The sequence below is a fragment of the Bradyrhizobium vignae genome (assembly GCF_900324035.1).
GTDB lineage: Bacteria > Pseudomonadota > Alphaproteobacteria > Rhizobiales > Xanthobacteraceae > Bradyrhizobium > Bradyrhizobium vignae.
In genome coordinates this window covers 4963077-4986871 of the sequence record NZ_LS398110.1, presented here as the reverse complement: position 1 = coordinate 4986871, position 23795 = coordinate 4963077, and the positions used below count along the sequence as shown (strand labels likewise).

19 protein-coding genes and 1 pseudogene are annotated in these 23795 nt (G+C 64.6%); 9 read left to right on the top strand and 11 right to left on the bottom strand.

The features are described from left to right. Window positions 1-52: 52 nt before the first annotated feature. Genes BRAD3257_RS24380 through BRAD3257_RS24360 form a run of 5 tightly spaced genes read right to left on the bottom strand, consistent with a single transcriptional unit; the run spans window position 53 to window position 4654 of the window. Entirely contained in the window at window positions 53-937 is an 885-nt protein-coding gene (locus tag BRAD3257_RS24380; RefSeq protein ID WP_122403954.1) for an intradiol ring-cleavage dioxygenase, read from the bottom strand. A gap of 15 nt (window positions 938-952) precedes the next feature. After that, window positions 953-1855: an NAD(P)-dependent oxidoreductase gene (locus BRAD3257_RS24375; protein WP_122403953.1), complete on the bottom strand. Its 903-nt coding sequence runs from the start codon at window positions 1853-1855 to the stop codon at window positions 953-955. Window positions 1856-1876: 21 nt separating this feature from the next. Beyond that, window positions 1877-3250 carry an amidohydrolase family protein gene (locus BRAD3257_RS24370; protein WP_122403952.1) on the bottom strand — a complete coding sequence of 458 codons (1374 nt, stop codon included), beginning with the start codon at window positions 3248-3250 and terminating at the stop codon, window positions 1877-1879. 4 nt (window positions 3251-3254) lie between these two features. Next, entirely contained in the window at window positions 3255-4334 is a 1080-nt protein-coding gene (locus BRAD3257_RS24365) for a maleylacetate reductase (RefSeq protein ID WP_122403951.1), read from the bottom strand. Next, window positions 4331-4654, bottom strand: a complete 324-nt coding sequence (locus BRAD3257_RS24360) for a Dabb family protein (RefSeq protein ID WP_122403950.1) — start codon at window positions 4652-4654, stop codon at window positions 4331-4333. The genes BRAD3257_RS24365 and BRAD3257_RS24360 overlap by 4 nt, the downstream gene beginning before the upstream one ends. Before the next feature lie 107 nt (window positions 4655-4761). On the opposite strand from BRAD3257_RS24360, the gene BRAD3257_RS24355 reads away from it, so the two are divergent. The 5 genes and pseudogenes from BRAD3257_RS24355 (at window position 4762) to BRAD3257_RS24335 (ending at window position 10869) form a co-directional block, all read left to right on the top strand. Beyond that, entirely contained in the window at window positions 4762-5685 is a 924-nt protein-coding gene (locus BRAD3257_RS24355) for a LysR family transcriptional regulator (RefSeq protein ID WP_122403949.1), read from the top strand. A 13-nt stretch (window positions 5686-5698) separates the two neighbouring features. Then, window positions 5699-7139 (top strand): annotated as a pseudogene (xylB, locus tag BRAD3257_RS24350) (xylulokinase). Window positions 7140-7279: 140 nt separating this feature from the next. Continuing rightward, a complete protein-coding gene (locus tag BRAD3257_RS24345; RefSeq protein WP_122403948.1) occupies window positions 7280-8803 on the top strand; it encodes a sugar ABC transporter ATP-binding protein in 1524 nt (507 codons plus the stop codon). Then, window positions 8796-9836 (top strand): ABC transporter permease subunit, encoded by a 1041-nt coding sequence (locus tag BRAD3257_RS24340; RefSeq protein ID WP_122403947.1) that lies wholly within the window; start codon window positions 8796-8798, stop codon window positions 9834-9836. Before BRAD3257_RS24345 ends, BRAD3257_RS24340 begins: the two co-directional genes overlap by 8 nt. Before the next feature lie 85 nt (window positions 9837-9921). Then, a complete protein-coding gene (locus tag BRAD3257_RS24335; protein ID WP_122403946.1) occupies window positions 9922-10869 on the top strand; it encodes an ABC transporter substrate-binding protein in 948 nt (315 codons plus the stop codon). Window positions 10870-10979: 110 nt separating this feature from the next. Here BRAD3257_RS24335 and BRAD3257_RS24330 read toward each other — a convergent pair whose 3' ends face one another. The 3 genes from BRAD3257_RS24330 to BRAD3257_RS24320 all read right to left on the bottom strand — a co-directional run bounded on the left by BRAD3257_RS24330 (window position 10980) and on the right by BRAD3257_RS24320 (window position 15303). Next, on the bottom strand, window positions 10980-12515 hold the full coding sequence (locus tag BRAD3257_RS24330) for a glucosamine inositolphosphorylceramide transferase family protein (RefSeq protein ID WP_122403945.1): 1536 nt from the start codon (window positions 12513-12515) through the stop codon (window positions 10980-10982). A 29-nt stretch (window positions 12516-12544) separates the two neighbouring features. Further along, on the bottom strand, window positions 12545-13720 hold the full coding sequence (locus BRAD3257_RS24325) for a glycosyltransferase family 4 protein (RefSeq protein WP_122403944.1): 1176 nt from the start codon (window positions 13718-13720) through the stop codon (window positions 12545-12547). A 236-nt stretch (window positions 13721-13956) separates the two neighbouring features. Next, complete coding sequence (locus tag BRAD3257_RS24320; protein WP_122403943.1) at window positions 13957-15303, bottom strand: oligosaccharide flippase family protein; 1347 nt, start codon at window positions 15301-15303, stop codon at window positions 13957-13959. A 436-nt stretch (window positions 15304-15739) separates the two neighbouring features. On the opposite strand from BRAD3257_RS24320, the gene BRAD3257_RS24315 reads away from it, so the two are divergent. Further along, window positions 15740-16963 carry an FAD-dependent oxidoreductase gene (locus tag BRAD3257_RS24315; protein ID WP_162500339.1) on the top strand — a complete coding sequence of 408 codons (1224 nt, stop codon included), beginning with the start codon at window positions 15740-15742 and terminating at the stop codon, window positions 16961-16963. A 26-nt stretch (window positions 16964-16989) separates the two neighbouring features. Here BRAD3257_RS24315 and BRAD3257_RS24310 read toward each other — a convergent pair whose 3' ends face one another. Continuing rightward, the gene (locus BRAD3257_RS24310) at window positions 16990-18126 is read right to left on the bottom strand and encodes a GNAT family N-acetyltransferase (protein WP_122403942.1); all 1137 of its coding nucleotides are present in this window, start codon (window positions 18124-18126) and stop codon (window positions 16990-16992) included. A gap of 341 nt (window positions 18127-18467) precedes the next feature. Between BRAD3257_RS24310 and BRAD3257_RS24305 the strand changes: the two genes are divergently transcribed. Further along, window positions 18468-19460, top strand: coding sequence for a Bug family tripartite tricarboxylate transporter substrate binding protein (locus tag BRAD3257_RS24305; protein WP_244607681.1), 993 nt, complete (start codon window positions 18468-18470; stop codon window positions 19458-19460). Between the two features lie 7 nt (window positions 19461-19467). Here BRAD3257_RS24305 and BRAD3257_RS41785 read toward each other — a convergent pair whose 3' ends face one another. Beyond that, window positions 19468-19590, bottom strand: a complete 123-nt coding sequence (locus BRAD3257_RS41785) for a hypothetical protein (RefSeq protein ID WP_283809894.1) — start codon at window positions 19588-19590, stop codon at window positions 19468-19470. Window positions 19591-19606: 16 nt separating this feature from the next. On the opposite strand from BRAD3257_RS41785, the gene BRAD3257_RS39775 reads away from it, so the two are divergent. Together BRAD3257_RS39775 and BRAD3257_RS24295 are read left to right on the top strand one after the other, a co-directional pair. Continuing rightward, complete coding sequence (locus BRAD3257_RS39775; RefSeq protein ID WP_160118838.1) at window positions 19607-20077, top strand: hypothetical protein; 471 nt, start codon at window positions 19607-19609, stop codon at window positions 20075-20077. 332 nt (window positions 20078-20409) lie between these two features. Further along, the gene (locus BRAD3257_RS24295; RefSeq protein ID WP_244607680.1) at window positions 20410-21699 is read left to right on the top strand and encodes a c-type cytochrome; all 1290 of its coding nucleotides are present in this window, start codon (window positions 20410-20412) and stop codon (window positions 21697-21699) included. Window positions 21700-21735: 36 nt separating this feature from the next. Here the strand turns inward: BRAD3257_RS24295 and BRAD3257_RS24290 are convergent, their stop codons facing one another. Further along, window positions 21736-23706, bottom strand: coding sequence for a 4Fe-4S binding protein (locus BRAD3257_RS24290; protein WP_122403940.1), 1971 nt, complete (start codon window positions 23704-23706; stop codon window positions 21736-21738). Window positions 23707-23795 lie beyond the last annotated feature (89 nt).

The following is a 23795-nucleotide window of genomic DNA, read 5'->3' as shown; positions in this document are numbered from 1 at the left end:
GCTCCTCGTCTTCCCGATCGCGGACTCTTGCCGGTCCGCGTTGTCGTTCGGCTTAGGCGGCTCTTGCGTTGCTCGCAACCTGCTTCAAGCCGAAATCATAGTTGAGGTGAAAATACGCGCGTTCGATCATGCGACCATCCGGCGCACGGCCGGCGGGATGACGGACGAAATCCCGGATCAGGCTGTCCTTCACGCCGAACACGACGTCGCTGTCGAGATATTGGTCGCCGGCGACGAACACGTGCGTCACGAGCTGTTCGAAGCCGGGTGCCGAGATCATGAAGTGCACATGTGCGGGACGCCAGGGATGGCGTCCCTGCGCCTCCAGCATCTCGCCGACCGGGCCGTCATGCGGAATGGGATAGGCGGCGGGCTTGATCGACCAGAAATGGAAGCGTCCATTGGCATCGGTGTGGAAGCGGGCACGCATCGCGAGATCGCCGATGGCGTCGAGCTGCTGCACGTCATAATAGCCGTCATCGTCGGAGTGCCAGACGTCGACGATGGCGCCCGCGAGCGGCTTGCCGTCAACGGTCGAGACCGAGCCGGTGACCAGCATAGGGTCGCCTTCCATCGGGCCGGAGATATCTGCGCCGCTATCCTTCTCCGGCGCGGCCTGGACGAAGAAGGGGCCGAGCACCGTGGTTTCGGTCGCGCCTTCCGGCACCGGGTGGTTGATGGCATCGACCAGCATGGAGACGCCGAGCGTGTCGGACAGCAGGATGAACTCCTGGCGCTTGTCATCGCACATGTGCCCGGTGCGGGTCAGGAAGTCGATGCCGTACTCCCATTCCTTCTGGGTCGGCCGCACCTCGCGGACGAAGGCATGGAGATGGCGCACCAGCGCCTCGCTGACCTCCTTGATCCGTGGGTCGGTTGCGCCCGCGATCCGCTCCAGCACGGCGTCCGTGATGGTGGTCTCGTTGAAATTACGCATATGTGCCTCCGTTGATCACAGCTTCGGCTCGCCGAGGCCGGACAACCGTTCGAGATGCTTGACGGTCGCGATGAAATCGGTGTCGCCCTCGCCCTGCGCGACCAGCGAGCCATAGGTCTCGCGCACCTGGGCGGCGAGCTGCAGCGGCACGCCGACGGCATGGCCGGCACCCAAGATGAGGTCGAGGTCCTTGGCCATCTGCCTGCAGGAGAAGGTCGACTCGAAATCGCGGGTCCGCAGCGGCGCGGTCTTGTACTTCACCATGGGCGAGGCAACCGCGCTGTCATCGAGCACTTTCAAGATGTCCTGCCAGGCGATGCCGCCCTTGCGCGCCAGCGCCAGGCTCTCCGCCATCATCGCCGCCGACACCGCGATCATCAGGTTGACCGAGAGTTTTGCGTAGCGGGCTTCCTCGGCCGGCCCGAGATAGGTCTGGGCGCGCGTGAAGGCGGCGAACAGCGGCTTTGTATTTTCGAAAGCGTCCTTCGGCCCCGAGACGAAGCAGGTCAAAGCGCCGGTATGAACGATGCTGGCGTTGCCGGAGACCGGTGCACGAAGATAGGCGATGCCGCGTGCCTGCGCGGCGGCTGCAACTTCGGTCGAGGCCTCGACACTCACGGTGCTGGTCTCGATCAAGACGGCTCCGGGTGTCATCGCGGCGATGAGGCCGGCAGGACCGAGCAGCGCGCCGCGCAAAGCGGCGTCGTCGGGCAGGGACGTGACGACTGCGGTCTTGCCGCCCACGGCCTCGGCCGGCGAAGCGGCAGTTGCAATGCCCTGCGTGCGTGCTTCGGCGATGCGCCCCGCGTTCTGATCGAATGCGGTCACGGTGTAACCGGCCTTGGCGACGAGCACCGACATCGGCAAGCCCATCTTGCCGATCCCGATGAAAGCGACGTCTTTCAGAGCATCAGTCATTGTTCTTGTCCATTGGCGCCCTCAGGCGGCGCCTCCCTGTCGTTCGATGTCCTGCACCAATCGCCGGCCGGATTGTGCCAGCAGCTCCTTCTTGGTCTCCAGCCCCTCGGCCAGCAACCGGCCATTCCGCTTCTTCCAGACACCGCCGATCATGACGGCCTCGATGTTGGCGAGGCTCGTCTGCATCACCACGGTCGCGAGGGGATCGTGCACCGGACAAAGATTGAAATCGGAGGCGTTGATGATGACGAGGTCCGCGAGCTTGCCCGGCGTCAGCGAGCCGATCTGGTGTTCGCGGCCGAGCATGCGGGCGCCTTCCGTCGTGATCCAGCACAGCGCCTCGCGCACTGCAATCGTGGTCGTTGCCGGAATGGCGCCGCTCGCCTTGCGCGACTCCGCATTGTCGAGCGCCCGCTGCATCGACAGCGCGACGCGCGCGGCGGAAAGGAGATCGCCCGCAAGCACGGATTCGAGATCGATGCCGATCGTCGGTCGCACGCCGCGGTTCAGCAGACGTCCGGTGATCGGAAAGCCATGGCCCTGGATCATCTCGTTCTCGGGCGTGACCGAGAACGACACGCCGAGGTCAATCATCCGGTCCAGCAACTCATCGGGCAGATCGTTGCCGTGAACGACATTGACGCCGGTGCCGACGAGCCCGGCCTCGATCAGCCTCTCCCAGCCGCCTTGTGTCTTGGCCGGGCCGCCGCCCTGATGCATCGACGCGATCAGCTTGAACTCCCGCGCCAGGCGGAAGTCGTGCATGGCGACGTCGAGCGTCGAATAATGCGGGCCGAGGATGGCGAGCCCGAGCGTGACGAGGCCGTCGCGGGCGGCGAGGGGGCCGGCCAGCAGCCGCTCGACCTCGCGGCGAGGATGCGGTACCTCCGAGAAGTGCGGCTCGCCCGGCTTCGGCTCCGGTTTTGGCGAGCCGTGGAAGAACGCGGCGCGGATGCCGCTCTCGATCAGGCCGCGCACCGCGGCGTCGGTATGATCAGGCGTCGGATTGTTATGGCACCAGTCGACCAGCGTGGTGACGCCGTGATTGATCTGGTTCAGCGCGCCGACCAGCGTCGCGATATGGATGTCCGCAGGCTGGAACACGGTTGCGAGGCCGGCATGCATGCGGCGGAAATATTCGAGCAGCGTCCAGTTCGCGGCAAAGCCGCGCAAGCCCGTCTGCCAGGTGTGCATATGCGCGTTGATCAGGCCGGGGATGATGATGCGCCCCGTGCCGTCGACGATCTCAGCCTCGGTGGCGCCACTGCCAAGATCGATCGACGGGCGCACGTCAGCGATACGGTTGCCTTCGACCAGCACATCGCCGCCCGAAAGATCGCCGATCGCGTCATCCATGCTGATGACAGTTGCGGATTTGATCAGCGTGCGTCGCATCGCATCACGCCCCCGCTTTGATGGCGCTCGGCGGCTCGCCGGCCCAGGCGCGCGCGATCAGGTCGCGGATGGCGCCCCGTTCGAGTGGCCGCGGATTCCAATACGCATTCGTCACCGCGAGATCAGCCGCCTTGTCGATGCCGCTCTCGGGCATGCCGACATCACGCAGCGCAAGCTTTGCACCCAACCCCTTCGCAAGGTCGTACAGCCCCTGCGATGCATCGGCTGCGCCGATGGCGCGCGAGATGCGCGCCATCGCCTCGGGCACCGCCGGTGCGTTGTAGGCCAGCGCATGCGGCAGCACGATGGTGTGGGTTTCGGCGTGCGGGAGATCGAAGGTGCCGCCGAGCGTATGGCACAGCTTGTGGTGCAGCGCCATGCCGACGGTGCCGAGGCAGACGCCACACAGCCAGGCGCCATAGAGCGCTTCGGTGCGGGCCTCGCGGTCGTCGCTTTCGGCGACGATCGCGGGCAGGGCGCGCGCCAGCGCGCGGATGCCTTCCTCCGCCATCAGCGATGTCACGGGATTGGCGTCGCGTGCATAGAGCGCTTCCACCGCATGCGCGATCGCATTGATGCCCGATGTCGCAGCCAGGCTTGCCGGCAGCGTCAGGGTGAGATCCACATCGTAAATCACCGTCTCCGGCAACACCGCTGCATCGCGCACCGTGGTCTTCAGGCCTTTCTCGGTCTGGCCGACGATCGGCGTCATCTCCGAGCCGGCATACGTGGTGGGGATGCAGAGCTGGTTGACGCCGGTGCGCAAGGCCAAAGCCTTGCCGAGACCCGTGGTTGAGCCGCCGCCGAGCGACACGACGCAGTCGGCCTCGCACGCCTTCATCACAACGAGCGCACGTTCCGTGACCTCGACCGGCGTGTGCATGGTGGCGCCGGGAAAGATGCCGGCATAGAGCGGGCCGAGCGCGATCCCCAGGCTCTTGCCTTGCGCCTCCTGCTGCGGCGTCGTCAGCACCAGCGCGCGCTTGCCGCCGAGCCGCTCGACTTCGGCCTTGGCGGAGGCCAGCGTTCCGCTGCCGAACACGACGCGGCAGGGCAGGTTTTCAAAGATGAACGAACCGATCATGCGCCGGTCTCTTTGATGGGATAATCGACCTGGAAGCGCCCGATCCGCAAGTCGCCCAAGGCCTCGCGCACGCGCAGATGTTCGGGGTGGTTGGCATAGGCGGCAAGCGCCGCCTGGTCCTTGAATTCGGAGAACAGGACCACGTCGCAGGCGTAGTCGACAGCGCTGACGTCCACGCCGACTTCGATATGGGTGAGGCCCTCGATCCGGCCCTTGAGGCCCTCGAACAGGGTCTTGACCTTGAGGCGGGCGGCAGAACGCTCCGCAGGCGTCTCCCCGCGCAGCCGCCACATCACGATGTGCCTGATCGGGCCCGACATTTCCTGATTTCCTCGCCTGCGACGGTGTTTTGTTGGCGCTATATTGCCTTGCAGAAATCGGAAATAAAGGTCAAAATTTGTAAGTCTCTTTTCCTCATAGCGTAAGAATGGACCGGCTTCTCCAACTCGAGGTCTTCTCCAAAACCGCTGAGCTCGGCAGCCTTTCCAAAGCCGCCGAAACGCTGCGGATGTCGAACGCGGCCGCCAGCCGTCACCTCAGCGCGCTTGAGGAGCGGCTCGCGGTCCGGCTGATCGAGCGCAACACCCGCCGGCAGTGGCTGACCGAAGCAGGGCAGGAGCTCCTGCAGCGCTGCAGTACGCTCTTGAACGAGCTCGCCGAGGCCGAGGACGCCGTCTCCGACCGCGCGCTGTCGCCCAAGGGCATGCTGCGCGTGACGAGCTCGCTGTCCTTCGCGATGATCTACCTCGCGCCGATGCTGCCCGCCTTCCGCGCGCTCTATCCCAATCTCAGCGTGCAGATCATCAGCGCAAACCGCTACCCTGACTTCATCGAAGCCGGCATCGACGTCGCGATCCGCACGCGGGAGCACGAGCCGGATTCCAACATCATCGTCCGCCGTATCGGCCAGATGCACCGCGTGCTCGCGGCCGCTCCCACCTATCTGGAGAAGCACGGCCGGCCGGAGCATCCCGCCGATCTCGCCCGCCACAATATGCTGATCTACAATCTCGCCAATGATCCCTATTCACTGCGGCTGAGCAAGGGCAGCACGACGCAGACGGTTCGGATCGCACCGACGCTCGACAGCAATGACGGCCAGATCATCTGTGGTGCGGCGCGCGCAGGGCTCGGCATCCTGATCCAGCCGCTTTACATCGTGCAGGGCGACATCGCGGCCGGCCGGTTGGTGCCCGTCCTGAGGGACTGGCAGCTGCCGCTGCTGACCATGAACATCGCCTATCAGAACCGCGTCAGGCTGCCCGCCAAGATCAGGGTCTTCTCGGACTTCCTGGTCAGCCATATCCGCGAGCATTCCGAGCCGGGGATCTGGATCGACGCGGCGAAGTGAGCGGGAAGCATTCATGTATCTTGGAATCGATCTCGGCACCTCCGCGGTCAAGACCGTTCTCGTCGACGATGCGCAGCGCGTGATTGCAAGCGAGAGCCGGCCGCTCGCGACGGCCTCGCCGCAATCAGGCTATTACGAGCAAGATCCCGCGCAGTGGATCGCTGCGACCTTTGCCACGGTGGATGCGCTGAAGGCGAGCCATGCGTCTGCGCTGGCGGCGGTCGAAGGCATCGGACTGTCCGGACAGATGCATGGCGCCACGCTGCTCGACGCGAGCTTGAGGGCGGCCCTGCATCCTCTGGAACGACGGACGCGCGGCCGCGGAGTGCCGCGTGCTGGAGCAGCGCTGGCCCGCCTTGCGTGCGGTGACGGGCAACAAGGCTATGGCGGGTTTCACTGCGCCAAAGCTGCTCTGGATCGCCACGCACGAGCCTGACATCTTTGCGGCGACCACGCTCGTTCTGCTTCCAAAGGCCTATCTGCGCCTGGTGCTATCGGGCGAGGCCGTCGAGGATGTCTCGGACGCATCGGGATCGCTGTGGCTCGATGCCGCGCGCCGGGACTGGTCGGACGCAGCACTGGCAGCGACGGGCTTATCGCGCGAGCACATGCCGCGCCTGGTCGAGGGCTGCGCGCCTGCAACAACGCTGCGCCGCGAACTCGCGCAGCGCTGGGGCATGGCGAGGCCGCCGGTGATCGCGGGCGGCGCCGGCGATAATCCCGCGGGCGCCGTCGGCATCGGCGCGATCCGGCCTGGCACTGCGTTCATCTCGCTGGGAACTTCGGGTGCCTTGCTGTCGCCGACCGACAGAATAGCCGCCAATCCCGATCGCGTGGTGCACACGTTCTGCCACGCCATCCCCGGCATGTGGATCCAGGCCGGCGCGATCCTCTCGGCCGCGTCCTGCCTCGCCTGGGTTGCGCGCCTGTTCGGTGTCACAGAAGCCGAGCTGCTGGCGCCACTTGGAGCACGCCCGCCGGCGCCGTCGCCCGTGAGCTTTCTGCCTTATCTCGCAGGCGAGCGGACCCCGCACGACGATCTCGCGGTGCGCGGCATGCTCGATGGCTTGAGCCATGATACCGATCGCTCCGCGATCGTGCAGGCGGTGCTCGAGGGCGTTGCCTTCGCGCTTGCCGATTGCCGCGGCGCGCTCGCGGATGCCGGCATTGCGATTGCGCAAACCGATGTCATTGGTGGTGGTTCACGGTCCCCGTTCTGGCTCTCGGTGCTGGCCAACGTGCTGAATATTCCGGTCCATCGTTTTGCCGGAGGCGAGACCGGCGCCGCATTCGGTGCGGCGAGATTGGGGCGACTTGCTGTCACGGGGGAGGCAATCGACATCGTGTGCACACGTCCGCAGCGCATCGAGACATTCGAACCCGACGCCGGATTGGTCGATGCCTATGCCGAGCGGCTTCCCGCGTGGCGTGAACTGTATCGGCCGCGCCACTAGCTGGTCCAATCTGGTGTGCATACTTCGGTATATTCGCCTTCGGTATTGCCCTGCGTCACCCGCTTTTGTTTAATGACCAAACCGCGCTGACAGGAAGATCGAGACGCGGGTGGGAAACGCATTGTGCGCCGGGAGGCACGATGAACGATCCGATCCTCGAGATGCGCGGGGTCTCGAAGACCTTCTTCGGCATCAAGGCGTTGCGTGCTGTCGATCTCACCGTCTATGCCGGCGAAATCCATGCTTTGATGGGGGAGAACGGCGCCGGCAAGTCGACGCTGATGAAGATCCTGTCCGGCGCCTACAGGCCTGATCCCGGCGGCGAGATCCGCATCGAGGGCAAGGCAGTGCGGATCGAAGGCCCGCTCGGCGGCCGCGCTGCGGGCATCTCGATCATTTATCAGGAGCTGTCGCTCGCTCCCAATCTCACCGTGGCCGAGAATATCTATCTCGGCCGGGAAATGTCGCGATCAGGTTTGCTGGCGCGCGGGGCGATGCGCGAGGGCGTTGGCCCCATCTTGACGAGACTGGGCGCGGACTTTCTGCCATCGACACTGGTGGCGCATCTGTCCATGGGCCAGCGGCAGCTGGTCGAGATCGCGCGTGCGCTGCACGCCCGATCAAAGATCCTGATCATGGACGAGCCGACCACCTCGTTGTCGGCTGCCGAAAGCGAGCGGCTATTCGCGCTGATCCGCCAGCTTCGTGCCGAGGGGCTTGCCATCATCTACATCTCGCATCGCATGGACGAGGTCTACGCGCTCGGCGACCGCGTCACCGTGCTGCGCGACGGCCGGCTGGTCGGTTCGCTGGACAAGCCCGAGATCCGCGCCGACACCATCGTCCGGCTGATGGTCGGGCGTGACGTCTCCTCGTTCTACAAGAAGGACCACGATCCGGAGGCGGGGCGGGGGCACCCCGTGCTCGCAGCGATCGACATGGCCGATGGCCAGCGCGTCAAGGGTTGCTCGCTCACCGTGCACGCGGGCGAGGTGGTCGGGCTCGCCGGCCTGATCGGCGCCGGCCGCACCGAGCTTGCGCACCTCATCATCGGCGCGTCACCGAAGACCTCCGGCCGGCTCGAACTGGAGGGGCGCCCGGTCGAGATCCGCACGCCTGGCGAGGCGCTCGAGGCCGGCATCGCCTATCTAACGGAGGACAGGAAGACGCTCGGGCTGTTTCTCGACATGTCGTGCCTGGACAACATCAATCTCGCCGTGCTCGCGCGCGATGCCAAGCTCGGCTGGGTGCTGGATCGCGACAAGGCGCGTGAGCGCGCCGACCGGGCCTTCGCAGGCCTGAGCATCCGCGCCGCCAATGCCGGCGTTCCCGCCGGTGGCCTGTCCGGTGGCAACCAGCAGAAGGTGCTGCTGTCGCGGCTTCTCGCCATTGCGCCGAAGGTACTGATCCTCGACGAGCCGACGCGCGGCGTCGACGTCGGCGCCAAGTCGGAGATCTATTCGATCATCGATAATCTGGCCAAGGCCGGCACCGCGATCCTCGTCATCTCGTCCGATCTGCCCGAGATCATCGGCATTTGCGACCGCGTCGTCGTGATGCGGGCCGGACACATCGCCGGTGAGGTCACCCGCGGCCCGAACTCGCCGCTGACGCAGGAAGACATCATGGCGCTTGCCACGGGAATGGAGCATCTCGATGCCTAGTAATGGTGCTGCGGAGGCCAAGCCGGCATCGACGACGACCAACGGTGCTGCCGCAGAGACAAGGCGTCAGCGGATGAGGATGCTGATCAGTGCGCTCGGCATGCTGCCGGTGCTGCTTATTCTGTGCATCGGCTTCCACGTGCTGTCCGAGGGCCGCTTCTTCACCGGACAGAACCTCGGCATCGTGCTGCAACAGGCCGCGGTGAACACGGTGCTCGCGGCCGGCATGACCTTCGTCATCCTCACTGGCGGCATCGACCTCTCGGTCGGCTCGATCCTGGCGGCCTCCGCAATGGCAGGATTGACGCTCTCCAAGCTGCCGGAACTCGGCATGTTGTGGCTGCCGGCCGCGCTGCTCACGGGATTTGGCTTTGGTGTCGTCAACGGCGCGCTGATCGCGCTGCTCCGCCTGCCGCCTTTCATCGTCACGCTCGGCTCTCTCACCGCCGTGCGCGGCCTCGCGCGACTGCTCGGGGCCGACACCACCGTGTTCAATCCATCCATTCCCTATGCCTTCATCGGCAACGGTTCGCTGACGCTGGTTCCCGGCGCCCTCTCGATCCCGTGGCTCTCGGTGATCGCCTTGCTGGTCATCCTCGTCTCGTGGCTGGTGCTGCGCCGGACCGTGCTCGGCGTGCATATCTATGCGGTGGGCGGCAACGAAAGCGCGGCGCGGCTTGCCGGCATCAAGGTCTGGGCCGTGCTGATCTTCGTCTACGGTGTCTCCGGACTTTTCGCCGGGCTCGGCGGCGCCATGCAGGCGGCACGGCTCTATGCGGCCAACGGCCTCCAGCTCGGCCAGTCCTATGAGCTCGACGCGATCACCGCCGTGATCCTCGGCGGCACCTCCTTCGTCGGTGGCATCGGCTCGATCTGGGGCACGCTGGTCGGCGCGCTGATCATCGCCGTGCTGTCCAACGGCCTCATCCTCATCGGTGTCTCCGATATCTGGCAATATGTGATCAAGGGCCTGGTGATCATCGGCGCCGTGGCGCTCGATCGGTACCGGCTGCAAGGCTCGGCCAGGACCTGACAGGCTGGGCGCGCCTTCGATGCGAATTCCGTTGCGGCAACTGGTCTGCCGCGCCGGGGACGAAGACAGACCAGGGAGGAAGTCCATGTTGAAGACAATCATGCTCGCCGGCGCTGCGACGGCGCTTGTTCTTAGCACCGTGCCGTCCTCGGCGAAGGAGCTCAAGTCGATCGGCGTCTCGCTGGGATCGATGGGCAATCCGTTCTTCGTCGCGCTGTCGAAGGGCGCCGAGTTCGAGGCGAAGAAGACCAATCCCAACGTGAAGATCACGACGGTCGGATTCGAATACGATCTCGGCAAGCAGGTTACCCAAATCGACAATTTCATCGCCGCAGGTGTCGACCTGATCCTGCTCAACCCCGGCGATCCCAAGGCGATCGGGCCGGCGATCAAGAAGGCGCAGGCGGCGGGCATCGTCGTCGTCGCCGTCGACACCGCGGCCGAAGGCGCCGACGCCACCGTGACCACGAACAACGTGCAGGCCGGCGAGATCTCCTGCCAGTACATTGTCGACAAATTGGGCGGCAAGGGCGACGTCATCATCGAGAACGGGCCGCAGGTCTCCGCCGTGATCGACCGCGTCGTCGGCTGCAAGAACGTCTTTTCGAAAAATCCCGGCATCAAGGTGCTGTCCAGCGACCAGGACGGCAAGGGCTCGCGCGAGGGCGGGCTCACCGTCGCGCAGGGTTATCTGACCCGCTTCCCCAAGATCGACGCCATCTTCGCCATCAACGATCCGCAGGCGATCGGCACCGATCTTGCCGCGCGCCAGCAGAACCGTAGCGGCATCATCATCACCGCGGTCGACGGTGCGCCTGATATCGAGGCCGCGCTGAAAGATCCGCAGTCGCCGCAGATCCAGGCCTCGGCGTCGCAGGACCCGTTCTTCATGGCACGGCGGGCCGTACAGGTCGGTGTCGGCATTCTCAACGGCCAGAAGCCGGCCTCGACCGTCGAGCTGCTTCCGTCCAAGCTCGTGACCAGAGACAACGTCGCCGAGTACAAGGGCTGGACCTCGGATCGCTCCCAGTAAGTCGCGGCTCCTCGCGAGCACCCAAACCCAAGATGACGGACGGCGTTCTGATCGACGCCGTCCGTCGCTGACGCAGGTGCGTCATCGGCCGCACGAGCGCGCCGGTGGCTTCAGCGGACAGTATATGGACTGGTGCGCGGAGCCAGCATGGCGGATGGAAATCTGCTTGCGAAGGCACTGGTCTTGGGCTGGACGCGCGATCCGTCGATCACCTCGAGCCGACCGCAGCGGTTCAAGGTGTGCAGCTTCCTGCCGGGCCAGGCCGGTCCGGGTTTCAGAGAGTGACGGACGATCTGCTTGAACGTCGTCGGTGACAGTTCGACCACTTCCGCCAGGGCAAGCGCTGCGCCGTATCCCTCGGTGCAGTCCTGGACCGGGCGCCACAATTTGTCATCGAGGGTGACGAAGTTCCCCGCGGGCCGCGTGCTTGCACGGTCGATCAAGACCGGATTGCTGGCGTGGGGCAGCCAGGGCCCCAAGAGGCGATCGGCGCAATAGATCGCCAGTGAATCCGAATAGCCAGCCGTTCCGTCGCGCCAGGCGCCAAACAGATAGTGGAGGCCGTTGTGCCGCGTGATCGTGACGTCGGCCAGCTCGAGGCCGGAAAGGAGCGTCGCGTATCCCTCCCATTGGTCCGGAAATCGAACGCATTTGTAGAGGGCGACGTCCCCGCGGACCGAGCTCTCCGGGATCATCCACAGCTCGCCATCGTCTTCGATCAGAAACGGATAGGAGAGGTGCCAGGGCTCCTCCAGCACCGGCATCACCTCGCCGACCGGCCCCGCGTCATTGAACTCGATCGCCGAGATGATGCCTTTCCCGACACGGTGATCGAGGTCCTCGAAGAAGACGAATGTCCGTCCCTGCCATGTGATGGGAAAGGGATCGGCGTAGAAGTGGTTTCCTGGATCTGCCAGAACGTTCCAGCTTGGACCTGACAGATCTCCGGTCTGCCAGACGCCCGCGCCGTCATTGAAGCGCCATCCGATATGCCAATGCGGAGCATAGCAGCAGAGACGATAGATTTCCTTGGCGATCGACATGGCAAGGCCGCGCACGACATAGCCAACGGGTCCGCGGGGCAAGCCATTTCCGGCGGGGCGCGCCAGCTGCGGCACGATACGCGGCCTTCCCGACAGGATCGCCGCCACCATGGTCAGGGTCCGCGCCATGACCGTTTCGAGCGCGCCGCTGAGACCTGCGGCAATTTCTCCGGATGGATGGCCGCGGTCGAGGACTGAACCGTCGATCTCGTTGACGATGTCGATCACGGGCAGGTCGCCGGCGAGAATGGCGGCGAGCGCGGCATTTTCGCCCGCAACCCCGTTGAACAATGGCCGAAGATACAGCCGGGCAGAGCGGTCCGGATCCCGCGCGGCACCCGTAAAATCGACGACCACGTCGGCCGTCTCGGTACGGACCTGTGTCCGTTCCGGAACGATCTTCAGCTTGTTGGCGCCGCTATGTCTGCCCTTGTGCAGCACCACGCGCTCGAGCTCGAACAGGGCATCGAGACCCGCGGGCCGCGGCTCCGCCGTTGGCGTCCATTCGATTTGAACCGGAACGTCCCGGCCGTCGATCGGCAGTGTCTCGCGGCCCATCCACTGCCGCGCGTACTCGCGTTCACAGCGAAACTCGATGATCATGTCGAGCCAATCTATTTCAACGGATCAGGTCAAATGACCTGGTCGAGAATTCGACCGTATTCCTCCACCATGGCATCTACCGAATAGCGCAATCGTAGGCCCTTGGCATTTTGTCGCAGTTCGTCGCTCAGCTGTTTGTCCGTCAGCAGCTTGGAGACGGCTGCGGAGAGCTTTGCGTGATCGGCGGCATCGACGAAGAGTGCAGTCGGTCTTCCTTCGTAGGACAACACTTCACGCAGGACGGGAAGATCGGTCACGACCGAGGGAACCCCGGCGTTCGCGGCCTCGACCGCGGCGAGACCGAAGGTTTCGGCCTGTGTTGGAAATACGAACACGTCCAGACAGGCCAGGAAGTCCGCCATCCGGCTGGGGGCGATTTCCCCGAGCAAATGCAGTCGGTCCGAGACGTTCAAGTCGTTCGCGAGCTGCCTCAGCCGGGCCTCGTCGGCTCCCTGGCCGGCAAGCGCAAGGTGCCAGGACGGTTGATCCGGCAGCAGACGTATCGCCATGTCGAGCCGCTTGTGCGGATGCAGCCTTGCCGCGCAGCCCAGCAGGACGCAGTCCGGCGGCAGATTGAACTCATGCCGTGCAGCCTCCTTCGACAGGGTGAGGGCCTTGTCGTCGAAGCCGTGCGGCACATGCACCATGCGCGACCGGTAGGCTGCGGGGTAGCGCGAGTATTCGCGCTGCATATCCTGCGAATTGAGCGTGATGCGGTCAAAGAAGCCGAGGCTGCCCATGACGATGTCGGCGGTGCGGACCGGCCAGCTCATCGACAGCGCGGATGAGACCTGATTTGCGACGACCGGTGCACGGCTGACGAGGCGCGTGACGCCACCGCCGATGACGTTGCCGAAATGCTGGAACGTCAGGACGGCATCGGGCCTGGTGGTGCTGATATGGCGGCCGAGCGTCCACAGCATCCGCAGCAGCGCCACCGGATCGCCCGGTCGGCTCGGCGCGCAGTAAAGCGTATCGGGCGGCTCATCGAAGGAGTCCGATTTGCGGAAGAAGAATAGATTGGTGACCCGGTAGCCGCGAGCGGTCAGTCCGGCGCCGAGGAGCCGGGAGATCTCCTGCGCACCGGCGTTCTCGGCCTGAGTTTGCGCGAGAAGCACGTGCAGCTTCGGCCCGCCGCCGTCTGGCCGCGCGGGTGCCGTCGCGCTCGTCTCGCCCAAGTCCTTGTTCGGCTGATAATGGAGCACGGATCCCGACCCGCTAAAGAAACGAAATCTTCACCTTCTTGACTCCGTACCTATCATGCGGCCATCGGGGTGGACACCGACTAGCAACAAACGGAGTTAATGCGAGGCTATGGCTACGACGTCGTTCGCGCAGCATTTTCGCTCGTTCCCGGACGACGCACAGCGCGCGCGTTAACAAATCTGTCTTGCGCACTGCCGGCGCGTGACTGCGGACCTGAACGACGGCGCGATGACATCTAGTCGCGCGAGTCGGCACTGCGAACTGCATAGGTGCCGCGCCTTGATGCAGAGAAGCGCAACAGCACGAGAACGGATGGATCCACCCCGGTTCGCCGGCGGCAGAGGACGTTCAGGGCGATCGTCGCGAGCGCGAGCGACACAGTGGCCGAAATCGCCGCGCCGAGCACGCCGAGCCAGGGAATGAGGACGAGAAATCCCACGAGCCGCAGCGCGACGTTGGCGGCAACGACGGGAACATAGATTCTCTCATGACCGGTCAGTTGCAGGATCGCAGCCGACGGGCCGCCAGCTGCCTGGATGGCGGTTCCGATTGCGAGCACGATCAAGACCGAATGCTGCGCGGTGAAATGAGGTCCGAACAGGTTGAGGAGATAGGGGCCGCCGATCCAGATCGTGGCGAGACCGGCGATGACGCAGAGCGCGGTCACTTCCGCCATCAATTGTAATGTCCGCTCGAACTCCTGGTGGTTCTTGCTGAAATACAGCGAAGGAAGTCGGCGCGCGCCGAACGTGTACAGCGCCGCGGACAGCATGGCGAAGATGTTGGCGAGGCGCGAGGCGGCAAAATAGATCCCTGCGGTGGCCGGATCCAGCATCCAGTAGACGAGAATGACGTCGAAATACTGGTTGGCGACTTCAAGGATGGATGCGAGCCAGAAGTGAAGGGCGCTCGATCGCCAGCGGGCCGTCTCCGAGCGCGCCGGCGTACCGCGCAAATCCGGCAGCACTCGCGCGATCGAAACGATCTGCGCAACCAGCCCTGCCGACATGGCCATTGTCATCACCGCGAACAGTTCGGCGGGATCGAGTTGCCGATGGCCGAGCAGCATCGCGAGCAGGAACAGGACGACGATGACCCGCCAGAAGAACTCGCGATTTCCTTCGCCCATGAGAATGCTGACCAGCGAGCGCGCGATCTGGCTGCCGAGCATCACGCCGGCATTGACGGCGGTATAGGCGGACACCGCAAGGATCAGCAGCCACCAGTCGCCCCTCACGCTCGCCGCGACGGCGATCCCGCCGATCACGACCAGCATTGCGACCGAGGCGATCTTCAAGCTTGACAGGAGGACACCTTTGGTGAGGTCCGGCCGGCCGCCGACCTGATATTCGTTCAGGAATCGCACCAGCAAGGATTCCTGTCCGACCAGTCCCACGACGGCTGCGATCTGCGCCACCGAAAGCCAGGTCGCAAAGATGCCGAAGCCATCAGGCGACATCGTTCGTGCCGCCAGCGAGAACAATGCAAACGCGAGCACGCCGCTGCCAACCTTGAGAAGGATGGTTCCGACAACACCGCGCGTGACGTCGCGCCGCATGAACTGGAGGATGGATTCGATCAAGGGGACATGTTCCGATACTGGCGACAGCCTAGCATGCCGAAAAATCGTGAGTGTTAATGGACGGCTCGCGAGATCGCGCCGGTCGCGACGATATCGCGGTTACGCCGGTTGCTTCACTCTTGAACATCGTCGTCCCCATTGTCCCAAGCAATGCAAAGTCCGACCCGATCGACTGACGTGATAGCGCCGCATCGACGACCGAAAGAGGCGAGATCAGCCGTTTGAGTGCGGAATGGCTCGCGGAGATCGGCCGCCGAGACGGAATCCGGAATTTGCAGAGCCTCCCGAGCAAGACGCGTGCCGCGATGGCGGCGGTGTGCCCGACGCTCCCGGTCGTTAACCTCAATCTCCGGAAATGATCGCACTTGGCTCTGCGATGCGACATCAGGCGAGAGAATTGCACTGGAAGCGCCCGTTAACCGTGGGAGCAGGAGCCATGACGACGGATAGAACCGTGACCGGGCCGATCGACGGGGGCGGGACCGCACCGATCGTCTCGGACATCGCAATTGTCGGCGGCGGCCTTGCGGGATCGCTTGCGGCGGCCGTGCTGGCGCGGGCAGGGCATCGCGTTGCTCTCGTCGACAAGCGGGCGGTCTATCCGGACGAGTTCCGGGTCGAAAAGATCGGCGGCCATCAGCTGCAGTTGCTCCGCAAGCTGGGCTTCCTCAGCGCGCTCGACGGCGTCGCTTGCCGATATCAGCGGGTGCTCAATATCCGGGAGGGTAAAGTGGTCGATGTCAGCGTCGGCCAGGCTTACGGATTTCCCTATGCCGATCTCGTCGCCATGGCGCGCAGCCAGATTCCCGATCCGTCCAACCTGATCGTCGACGAGGTCACAGCGATCAGCAGCAGCGACGACGTCCAGCATCTCGAGCTGGCCTCCGGACGGTGTGTGACGGCTCGCCTCGTTGTTCTCGCCACCGGCATGGCGGGAGTGCTGGGTCACAAGCTTGGCATCAGGCGGCGTGTGCTGGCCGAGCGCCATTCGGTTTCTTTCGGCTTCACGATCGCTCGCAAGGACGGTCGCCCGTTCGATTTCGAGGCGTTGACCTGCTACGGCGAACGCACGGCGGACGGCATCGACTATCTCAGCCTGTTTCCCGTCCGTGCCGGCATGCGGGCCAATCTCTTCATGTTCCGCGATCCGACCGATCCGATCATGCGCGAATTGCGTCGCGAACCGGAAGCGACGGTTTTGCGCCTGCTGCCGGGATTGCAGTCCTACCTCGGCGATTTCCGCGTGACCGACCGGGTCCAGAATTGGGTGATGGATCTGACTGTCGTGGAGGGACATCTCCAGCCCGGCGTCGTGCTCATCGGCGATGCGTTCCAGACCAACTGTCCCGCCGCCGGCACGGGCGTCGCCCGCCTGTTGGTGGACGTCGACCGTCTTTGCACCGAATACGTTCCGCGGTGGCTCATGACCGCAGGCATGGGCCGGGAGAAGATTTCGCAGTTCTATTCCGATCGCGACAAGATCGCGGCGGACCAGCAGTCGCTGAAGATGGCGCGCTTCCGCCAGGCCCTGACGTCCCGCAACGATATCGGCTGGAACGTGCGGCGGCGGTTGCACTTCCTGCGGCGCAGTCTTGCACACCGCGTCGACCAAATGAATCCGGGCTGGCTCGAGCGTGTCCGCGGCGCGTTGCGCGCCTAGGCTCTGCGCCCTGCGCCTGCCGCCGGTCAGCGCGTCGGAGTTGTGGGGCGGGCGGGCTGGAGCCTCAAATCGGACAGCCGCTTGGCCGCCAGCTTGAGCCAGGGAGCCTGCTTCAACGCGAAGAGGGCGATGGCCCCTATGGTGCTGCCCGCCTGCGTGACCGCCCACATCGGCGAAGGCCGCCCGCCGAACAACTTCTTGTATGGCTCATCGCCGATGGTGAAATCGAGCATCTGATCTCCGCGCTCGATACAATCCCGCGCCACTTGTTCGAACATCAGCGCGCCGAGGGATTGGCTCTTGTAGCCCTCGATATCGAAGGCGCTCATGATGACGAGGAAGCTGCCCCGCTGGCACAGTCCCAGCACGGCGGCAATCACGTCGCCGTCCATCTTCATGGCATAGACGCGGACAAAGGAGCCCATGCCGCGAAGGGCGACGTCGGAATAGAAGCCGTAATATTCGGGACGCTGAAGCAGATCTCCGTCGCCCTGTGCGTGAAAGCGCGGGCCGCGAAACTTCCTCATCACATCCAGCGTCTCGAGCACGGCGGGGCCGTCGCCGCAGCATGAGAAGCTCAGCGCGCCTTTCTTCTGCAGTTGACGATACTTCTTTGCGAGCTCCTTCTGATAGGAGCGATCCATCGCGCTGGCGCGCCATTGCTCGAACGGCGCGACGAGAACCGTGGCATAGGCATTGGTGTCCATCGATACACGTCGTGGCGCGCCCAGGAGCTCTTCGATCGGAAGCCGCGCGTCGGGCAGCTTGGCCATTCGGAGCAGATCGAAAGGGCGGACAAGGCGCCGAATCTGCGCGCATGCAGCGGCGTCACCGAGCAGTTGCGACAACACGTCAGGGCTGCAAACCGGCGCCAGATAGTCGGAAACGCGGAGGTCGGCGAACTCGACGGTTCGTATCGGACCGCGCCGGATCCGGAGCAGGGGCAACACCATCGCAAGGGCCCCCGTCGCGCGGTAGCGGACCACGAGGACCAAAGCTGTCGCACCCGCTTCGGGCGCGAGCCTGGTGTAGAGGCTGTTCAGCCAGATCGGATGCTGGAACGCAGTGGCGGCCGAGCGATCAAACAGCTGTGCATATTCCGGAGACAGAAAGTCGAACGACTGTTCGATGACGATGTCGAACGTGTTGCTGAGCTTGTTCATGCGCAATCAGGGAAACCAAGTCATTCGCGAGCGTCGTCGAGCCGTAGCTGCGCTTATAGCAAGGTCGTTACGGGTCAAACACCGGCGGCGCGCGATTTGCATCAATGCGTTCAACCATGTTCGTATCGTTACCAAACCCTTAAGATGCCGGAGATGGATATGGGGCCCAAGATCGACTCGCGCCAGCAAACGGTTGGTAGCGGTGGAGCGTCGGCAAGGATTGCGACACAGCTCGCGCGGCCATTGCCGCCCGCACAGTGCAGGGCAGTGACCTCCTTACACGGATTTTCCAGACCTCTCATTCGTGCAAGATGATCAGCTCGGTCCCGAATACGCAGAAGATGTCCCTTTCACGGCGAGAACTGCTCGATATGGCGGCGTGCCTCGCGGCGCTGGCTGCCTGGCCCGGTGGTGCAACCGCCGACGATTACCCCTCCCGCTCCATCAAGCTGGTCATTCCCTATTCGGCTGGCGCTGCAGGTGATCAGATCGGCCGTCCATGGGCCGACAAGGTCACTCCGCTGCTGGGGCAGGTCCATGTCGAGAATATCGGCGGCGCCGGCGGTGCGATCGGCTCCGCCGCGGTGGCGCAGAGCGCACCGGATGGCTACTCGCTTCTGCTCGGCAATGGCAGCACCCAAGTGACGATTCCGTTGTCGTCGGCGCAGCCCGCCTACGACGCGGTTCGCGATTTCCGCGCCATCTACCGGCTGATTACGAGCACGCTTGCATTCGCCGTTCATCCGTCCCTGCCGGTGAAGGATCTGCGGGAGCTGGCAGCTTTTGCGAAGGCCAATCCGGGTGGGCTTACCTATGGCACTCCCGGCGTCGGCACCGGCAATCATCTCGTCGGAGAGATGTTCAGACAGCAATCGGGTCTTGCGGCGGATTTGGTTCACGTCCCTTACCGGGGCATGGGGCCCGCGACCAGCGACCTCGTCAGTGGCCAGATCAACTCGGTCATTGCAGTGGTCTCGAGCCAGATCCTGCAATTGCACTTTGCGGGCAAGCTGCGGCTGATCGCCGTGACGAGCGACCGGCGGTTGAGCGGAGCGCCGGAAGTTCCGACGGTTGCCGAATCCGGCATGCCAGGCCTCAGATATGCCGGCTGGTTTGGCTTGTTTGCCCCAAGAGCGACCCCGGACGCGGTCGTGGAGCGGATCGCCGCCGCGACCCGCGCGGCGATGGCCGATCCTCAGTTGCAGGAAAGCTATCGTTCGCAAGGTTTGGAGCCGGACATCGATTCAGGCCCCGATAAATTTCAGCGCCTCGTCGAGGACGAACTCGTCCGCCTGACTCCCATCGTCAAGTCGATCGGGCTCAAGCGCGACTGAGTGCTTCTCAGAGACGCACCCCGGTCGTAGCAAACGCCTGCGCGGCGGGCTCCTGAACGCGATCCAAGATCAGCATCCCCGCAATCGCAATCACCAGGGCCGCGACGCAGCCAAGCAAAAAAGCCTTCATCCTCAGCCTCCCTCGATTGGACCAGCAAACCATCTATACGACACGGCTTGCCGCCAGCAAGCTCGTTGATCGCTCCAAGGCTTCCGCGGTCCTATGGGCTCTTGAACACGGGATCGGCGGAAAACGCATCGCCCATCAAGCCAAGGGACTGAAGCTCGGTGCCATTCAAATCGACTTCCAAGACTGCGAGCAGCAGCGCGAGCACGACGGCAACGAGGAGGAGGAAAGGCGAGGCTTCTCGCGCAGCGGGATCTTGCAGGCCATCAATGGCACCAAGAACGCGCAGCCGCGCAATCATCCGCAGAATTGGCCCCGTTCGCCCCTGCATGCCGTCTTCCTTGACGTGAGCAGCCAGAATCTGGTGTCGGGGCGATCGGCATTCAAGGCGGAGGATGCGCGAGCCGGGCTATTGCACTGCACGCTTCGGAACGGAAGGAGGGTTTGGAAGTTCTTGCGAGTTAGTGAGCGCATCGGAGATATTGCGTGAGATTAGCGAAAACGCTTTTGTGCTTCGCTGCACTTTGCTTTGCTGGGAGCGCCCTGGCCCAGCCCGCGCAAACCAACTCCTCGCCGACGCCAACCCGTCCCGAGGAGAAAGGTCAAGCACAGCCGCAAGGTTGGACGGGCCCGACCAATACAGGTTCGGGTGGTGCGCCAGCCGAAAGCCCCCAGGGCCAGAGTCCGCCTGGAATGCAGGCCGCTCCCGAGGGATCCTCCAAGACCACGACCGCACCTGCCAAGTAGACCGGTCCCGGATATTCATTTCCGTTGCCCGTTCTGGCAATCTTGAGAGCGTGAATGTCAGCAGGGCGGCCACGAATGAACAGATCGCCTTGGTGCAGGAACATCGCTGCGGCGCTGTGGGTCATCTTTGCCGCATCGCCCGCGCACGCCGACATGGTCGGACACGGCGGCCCGATACGGGCTCTCGCCATCTCGCCCGACGGGGGCAGCCTTCTTTCCGGCAGCTTCGACACGGCGGTCATCCGCTGGTCGCTCAAGACGGACACCGCAGAGCAAGTGCTGCGGTATCATGCTGATGGCGTCAATGCGGTCGTCATTCTGAAGGACGGCCGCATGATCACGGCCGGCGCCGATGCACGAATTGCGGTGTGGACGGCGGGACGGCAGGAGCCAGACCGGGTGCTGGAAGGGCACGTCGCTCCGATCGCGGCACTTGCCGTGTCGCCCGATGGGTCGGTTCTCGCATCGGCTTCATGGGATCGGACGGTACGGCTCTGGTCGCTATCGGACGGCACGTCCCGCGCGCTCGAAGGGCATACGCAGAACGTCAACGGTGTCGCTTTCCTGCCGGACGGCAGACTTGTCAGCGTCGGCTACGATCTTGCGCTGCGAATCTGGCGTTTGCCGGATGGCCAGCCGGAAATCGTGACGTTGCCGGCGGCGCTGAACACGGTGGCCGTGGCGCCGGATGGTGAAATCGTCACAGGCGCGGTCGACGGCAAGCTGCGCATGCTGAGCACCGACGGCAAGGTCAGCGGCGAGGTCGCGGCCAGCCCGACACCGGTGGTGGCCTTGACGATGTCGGCGGACGGCGCATTGATCGCTGCGGCCGGCATCGGCGGCACAGTGGCGATCATCGATCGCAAGTCGCGCAACCTGCTGCGCACGCTGGTTGGGCCCGGGCAGCCGGTGTGGTCGGTCGCGTTCCTTCCAGACCGCGAGACACTGATGACGGGTGGTGCGGACGGCAGGATCAGGCGCTGGAACGCGCGCACCGGCGATCCCATCGGCTCAGGTCTGATCGGCACACCGGCCGATCCGCTCGCGGCCTATGCCGGCGATCATGGCGCCGATGTATTTCGGGCGTGTGTTGCCTGCCACACGCTGTCGGACAAGGAGGTGCAGCGTGCCGGCCCGACGCTTGCTGGACTATATGGCCGCAAGATCGCTTCGCTCCCGGGATATCGCTTCTCCGATGCGCTGAAGAGGATGGACATCGTCTGGACGCCGGAAACGGTCGCAAGACTGTTCGAAATTGGGCCGAACACCTATACCCCCGGCACCAAGATGCCGGAGCAACGCATCGGTTCGGCCGAAGACCGGCGCGCACTCACCGAGTTCCTGGGCCGCGCGACGTCGCGATGATTGCCTCTTCCGGCCTTGCGAAGACGTCCGCTTCGTCTAATCCTTGCCGTTGGGTTGGCGTAGATAGTCATCCGTCGTCCGTGGCGGGGTTCGTTCCGGAACGCCCTTGAACGGATCGAATTGCTGTTCGCTCATGACGATGACGCGGCAGTCTGCGCACATCCTGAGTGCCTCGACCCGTTTGTCGCCGGCCGGATACATCCAGTGCCGGCCTTCGAGCTTGGCTGCGATGCGGTCGATCGTGCTCTTCACGCCGAAGGGCGTGCCGCAGCGGACGCAGAGTGCGGGCTCTTCTTCCTTGATAATCGCGGCGGGAGCACGCGCCGCGCGGAAATCGATCTGCGGCTTGAGGCTGATGACCTTTTCCGGACAGGTGCTCTGGCACAGGCCGCATTGCACGCAGGCATCCTCGATGAATTTCAACACGGGCCGCTCGGGATCGTCGCGCAGCGCGCCGGTCGGGCAGGCGGAGACGCAGGAGAGGCACAACGTGCAGCCATCGGTATCGACGGTGATTGCGCCAACCGGCGCACCTTGCGGCAGGGCGATCACGTCGATCGGCTGCGGCGCCAGTCGGTGCAACTCGCCGAGGGCGAACCGCAAGAGGTCGCGCCGCTTGCCGACGGTCTTGAAGGTCGCGGGCGTCGCGACCGCGGCAAGCGTGCCGATATCGGTCAAATGCTCGCCGAGCGCATCGGGATCATCCGTTTCGATGGTGGCGAGGCGACGGCCTGCAAATCCAAGGCCGCCTAGAATCGCTTCGGCCATCGCGATCGTCTGCGCCAATCCGGTCACATCGTGGCGCGGCTTGGCGCGGAGCAGGAAGCGCACGGCGGATACGCCATAGGCGAAGGCGCCGACAATCGCTTCCAGCCCCACCTGCGTGACCTCGTTGACGGCAAAGGGGAGCGCGTTCGCCGGCAGGCCATCGCCATGCCGCGCGAGGGCCTCGATCAGAGGCGTGCCGTGCGATCCGTCATGAAAAAGCAGCACCGCATCAGCGCCGCCAGCCTCGCGATAGGCGAGCAGCATGGCGCGAATTTGCTGGAGCTGTGTATCGGGGGGCGGCAGCGCGTAGGAGGCCGCGCCGGTCGGGCAGGCAGCCGCGCATTGGCCGCAGCCGGCGCAGATGTTGGGATCGATTGCGACATGATCGCCGTCAGGCGTGATCGCCCCCGTCGGGCAGAGATCGAGGCAGCGGTGGCAGCCCGTGCGCTTCGAGCGCGAATGGGCGCAAAGGGCGGGCGCAAAGTCGACATATCTCGGCTTGTCGAAGCTGCCGACCAGATCGCGCGCGGTCAGCACGGCGCGCAGCACTGCAGCGGGATCTTTCGGGTCGGCGCGAAGATAGCCGTCGCGCAAGTCGTGGGCGGCAAACAGCGGCAAATCGCCGGACAGATCGAGCACGATATCGCAGCGCGAGGTGACGCCGCTTCGTGGCGGGTCCAGCACGAAACGATCGCGCGAGGAGGGGCGGGGACGCGCATAGTCGTCGATAGCAAGTTCGAACGCGCCGAAATGTCCCTTCGCGGAGCGGATCGTACCCTTGACGATCGGGAACACCGTTGCAGCCGGCGGCACCGCGTCATCGAGCTGCTTCAGCATCACCGTGACGTCGAGGTGATCGGCAAGCAGGCGGCCGGCCTCGATCGCAGCCTCATCGCGGCCGTAGATCAGGATCACGCCCTCACTCGACAAGGTGACGAGCGGATAGTCCGGGGCCGGGATGGAGGCGGATGCGAGCAGGCCGGCCATCTTTGGGCCAGTCCGCGCGCCCTCGCGCGACCAGCCGGCCGTTTCGCGGATATTGACGAAGCTGATTGCATCAGGCCGTTCGCCGGCCTCGTCAGAAAACTGCGCGGCCTGCTGCGTGCAGGCGACCGTCAGCATGCCTTCCGCCGCGGCAATGTTGCGGAAATGATCGAGCTCCGCACCGCAGAGGTGGCGAAAGCTCTTGAGCTCGCAGTTCGGGCATCCGTGCCGGATCGCAGCCACGTCGAGACGCATCGTGTCTTCGCACGAGCAGATCAGGACGGTCTTCGCTGGCTGCTCCAGGTTAATCTCTCCGCCATTCGGACGCCGACGACGGACTCGCG